The 704-nt window shown below is 45.2% G+C and carries 1 protein-coding gene; it reads right to left on the minus strand.

Annotated elements, in window-relative coordinates; all coding sequences use genetic code 11:
- On the minus strand, window positions 1–704 hold a 704-nt coding region (locus tag AB4623_RS24075), incomplete at both ends, for a hypothetical protein (RefSeq protein WP_372147533.1).

Below are 704 nucleotides of genomic sequence, written 5' to 3' on the forward strand. Positions count from 1 at the left end.
GTCGTCACCATCACGGTCGACCGCAAAGACAGGTAGTTCAAAGCTCAGGTCATTCTTCGCTTGGCCATCAGCATGATCTAATGCTTCAAGCAGAGTAAAGGTGTACTCACCCACCGTGCTAGTAGAGAAGCTAATCGTAAAGACAGGAACTTCTGGGTTAGCTCCGTCTTTCACAAAGCCGATGTACCCCCCAGTCGTGTTTGGATCGGCTTTAAGCTCAACGACCAACCCATTAGATTTAAGTGTATCGTTGGTATTAAATAAGCTTGGATCAATGCGGAAGCTGGTGACATTATCGCTTTGATCGGTGAACTGAATAATCTCAGTTTGGCTCACCGGAGTATTGCTTGCTGCCGAGCCATCTGTAAGGTTAGATTCTGATAAAGTGACGCTTGGAATGGTATTAATCGTTGGAATATCACCATCGGTGATGGTCAACTTCACAGTAGATGTCACCGGATCTTTATCAAAGTCACTTGACGTCACTACGATTGTTTTAACGATGTCTTCGTTGTTCGTATGATCTAAATTTCTATTGGGTTCAAAACGCACTTCACCTTGAAGGGTGATGACTAGCGTCCCTTCAGTGAAACCGAACCGCTGCTCACCAGTATCTGTTTGAACCAGTGTTCTAAGTTGTCCGTCATAAACGAACTGAGTGATTGTTGCACCATCTGCACTTTGCACTGGCATCACATCGACAG

This window comes from Vibrio sp. 10N.222.52.C12, assembly GCF_041474215.1.
Taxonomy (GTDB): domain Bacteria; phylum Pseudomonadota; class Gammaproteobacteria; order Enterobacterales; family Vibrionaceae; genus Vibrio; species Vibrio crassostreae_C.